The sequence below is a fragment of the Endozoicomonas sp. Z74 genome (assembly GCF_057680865.1).
Genome location: NZ_JBLYZI010000194.1, coordinates 1 through 3546 on the forward strand (window position 1 = coordinate 1; position 3546 = coordinate 3546).

A 3546-nucleotide genomic window follows, 5' to 3' on the forward strand; every position below is an offset into this window, starting at 1 on the left:
AAGAACGCCAATGGAAACTCTGATAGATGGCAAAGAGATCTGGAAGGAAAAATTTGTAGCCTGAATTTGACCTGACAGACACCCTCTGAAAAATCGGTGACTGTCAGATCAGGTCTGAACTACTACAAATAACGTCATAAACGCTTGAGTTGGCGGATCTGCCTGTGAACTATGATTTTCACTCCAGTCCGCCAGACTTTATTGTTCAATGACACTAGCACTGTTGGTTCTCTTTCCCATACTTTTCCTGGTAATCAGCCTGGTACAGCGCAAGTCCATCAAGCAATTCGCCGCTTTTGCCCTGGACCGTAACGCCTTTGGCCCGCTGCCCATCTATTGCAGTATTCTGGCCAGCGGCGTGGGGGCGGGAGTGATGATGGGGAATGCCGAAAAAGCGTATCAGATGGAATGGGCCTATCCCCTGGGGTGCCTCGGCTTCTCCCTCCAACTGGTATTGACTGCCTGGTTAGCTCCCAGAATTCACCAGTGGCGGGGTTGCCTGTCCACCGGAGAAATACTGGGTAAAGCCTATGGTGGGCAAGATGTCCGTTTTATCAGTGGTGCATTGTGGCTGATATTCTGCATGGGCATTATTACCGCCCAGGTCGTTGCCATGCAGCGGGTGGTTGCCATGATTATCCCCCAGTGGCAGGCACCAGCAGCCATGGCATTAATGGCCAGCGTGATTCTGTACAGTTGCCTGGGAGGAATCCGGTCTGTGGTCACTACCGATGTGTTTCAGGCGTTGATTCTGATTTCTGTTCTGGTCGCGATCACGGCCTGGGGAGTCCACCACCTGGGAGGAATTGAGTATATTCTTCAGCCCGTCATGTCAGAAAACCAGAATTTCTCCACCGCCTTCTTACAGCCGAAACTGACTATTATCTTCATCGGATTTTTGCTGGGGGATGCCCTGATCCCCGTTTCCATACAACGGGTCACCATGGCAAGAACTGCCCGGCAGGCCTCCCTGGCCATGATGATCACAGCAATCATGGTTTTCTTTGTGACTCTACTCTGCGCAGTGCTGGGGCTTATCGCTTATCAACTGGATGCCACACAGGCTCAAGACCAGACCTTGACCATTCTGCTAAAGGCCATGCCTTCAGGGTTCAGGCTGGCCCTAGTGACAGCCCTGATGGCGGCAATCATGTCCTCTTGTGACAGCTATTTGAATACCGCTGCGGTGGCATTTACCCATGACCTGCTTCCCTCAATAGTGCGACCTTTATCAGACACATGGCAATTGCTTTATGGCCGGATAGCCACTCTGGTTATCGGGGCTGGAGCCATCCTGATGTCTTACGGGGTAGACGATATACTGGATATTCTGCTCAGTACCTTTGAAGCCTGGGGACCAACTTTACTTCCCCCCCTGTTCGTTGCCCTGTTTTATCCCAGACTGCCCAAAAGATGTTTTTACCTGCCTGTGCTCACCGGACTGGCAACCCTGCTTCTCTGGAAAAGCTTCTGCCCGGATCAATGGATTGACAGCAGCGCCCTGATCGCAGGCATGGTTGGAAATTCACTTTGCATGATGGTGGTTTTCCGATCAGGACGCCTGGAAAAATAGACGCTTATGTTTTTTCACACCCCCCCTTCCCTTGCTTTATGGAAGTTTTCTTCCGAAATAACCGCCAACCTGGAATCCACAGCTGATTTAGAAGCCTGTGCTTTATAAACACGACGAGGGTCAAGGCGATCAGCCAGCTGCCGGAAATCGCAAGCGGACTTTTGCTTTGAATGTGCAGAGCTGCAGCTCAGGCAGTGACCACAAATACTCAAAAAAGCAGAAAAATGCCGGGCCTCCTGGGATCCAGGCTCTGGTCCTTCTTCATGCAGCCAGTCAATGACCATCTGGAAAGAAGGAGGGCAATCAGCTCGAGCAGAATACGCCTTAAAGCGATCACTACCCATAGCCACCTGGAGAATACCTTTCTGCAGTTGCTTCATGGAGTGTTGATAACGCCCGGAGATGTAATACCACCAACCGGCTTCATGAAGAAGCCATAAATCATCCGGGTAATAAGAGAGCGCCTCCTGAACGATTTGGTCGATCCCGGCCACCATGGCAGGATCTTTTTTTGGAAACCGGTAATCATCCACCATGGCGGAAATTTTTTTGAAATACCCAAACTCATCCAGCCTGGCTGATTCACTGTGTATCGACAGCTTTTGAACATCATCGGAGGCACCTGACCGGCTGATGGTTCTGGAAGCTGCCGGTGGGACTTTCGGTTTTACAACTTTCCTCACTTCTGTAACAGATGTCTTAATATCTCTGACATCAGGCTTTTCGCCAGGGAACAAAGCCGGGACTTTGCCTTGTTCCATGACTGTCACTGCCGAGTCGTTGGGCTTTCGTTTCAAAGCGCCAGCCCGGTTTTTTTTCTTTCTTTTTCTGACCTTTCTACCAACAAAACCGCTTTCTGAAGACTGACTATTGATTTCTGCGAGGAGTGGATTGTCATCACCAGCAGCCTGCTCCTGGCACTGTGCAAAGTCCATGGAAAGCAGCTCTCTTTCATACTCTGCAACTTTTTCAGGAAAACCTTTTTCCTGATAGTAGGCTATTGCCCGGGCGCAAGTAGCTTCTAGTTTGCTCCTGTCATTTAAACGCTTGTGAATTCGGATCAACTGTCTGAAAACGGGCATTTGGTCCTGTTGAGACAGGTCATTATAAATTTTCTCAGCCTCCGGAAAGCGCCCCTGCTTTTCCAGGCAGAGGGCCTGACCATATTGCTTGAACATCGGCAACAGGAAAGTCCCCCATGGGTATTTCCAGGTTCTTGCAGAATGGGGCAGCTCATAGTAAGCCAGCAGAGCTTCTGCTTTTTTCATATTGCCCTGCTTCAGCAGGCGATAATGATACGAAAGCATAAGCATGGTATAAACCGTCATCTGCTCTTCCGTGTAATAGAAAAGCTCCGCTTTTACCTTTCTGAGAACGTCCCGCAACTTTGAAAATTCAAATGACTCATTGGTCAGCACTTTGACCAGCCAACGGGTCAGCTTGGTATCATTAGTAGACTCCTGAAGAGTCTTTAAAAACACTTCTTTCGATGGCCCGGATAGGTTTCCGAAAACCGGAAAACAGACCTCAAAGCTCTGCTCTGGGTCAAAGAAAGGCAGAAACTCATAACCCTCATGCCCAGAAAGACGGGTAGCCAGCGAGGGCATCTCCAGGTATTTGTACAGGTAGGTGGCAAATTCACAATCTTCAATCCAGTGACAATTCACATTCCCAGATGAATGTAAATACCCAGTCAAATTTTCAAATAGAGCAATAAAAGGGTAATCCCTCGACAACCCAACCAACATTCGGCAAATATGGCGTACCGGCGCTGTTCAAATTAAATGTTGCTAACATGGTCTATACTCCCTGAGCATGAGAATTGTCGTGTAAAGTGGAGTTCCAGCCATGAAACCTCAGCAATTCCAAGACATCCTGAAGTCCATACCCATGATGTCCCCAGAGCAGATCGGTGTCCTCCATAAAACTCTGCCGCCCTCACCCATTGCCGGTGATGCACAAGGTATTTCCGG

2 protein-coding genes are annotated in these 3546 nt (G+C 49.3%); one reads left to right on the forward strand and one right to left on the reverse strand.

The window, feature by feature from the left end:
• The first annotated feature begins 208 nt into the window (after window positions 1-208).
• On the forward strand, window positions 209-1573 hold the full coding sequence (locus tag ACNRUY_RS25995) for a sodium:solute symporter family protein (protein WP_488114574.1): 1365 nt from the start codon (window positions 209-211) through the stop codon (window positions 1571-1573).
• Between the two features lie 14 nt (window positions 1574-1587).
• On the opposite strand, the gene ACNRUY_RS26000 is transcribed toward ACNRUY_RS25995, so the two are convergent.
• Window positions 1588-3240, reverse strand: coding sequence for a tetratricopeptide repeat protein (locus ACNRUY_RS26000; RefSeq protein WP_488114575.1), 1653 nt, complete (start codon window positions 3238-3240; stop codon window positions 1588-1590).
• Between the last annotated feature and the right edge of the window lie 306 nt (window positions 3241-3546).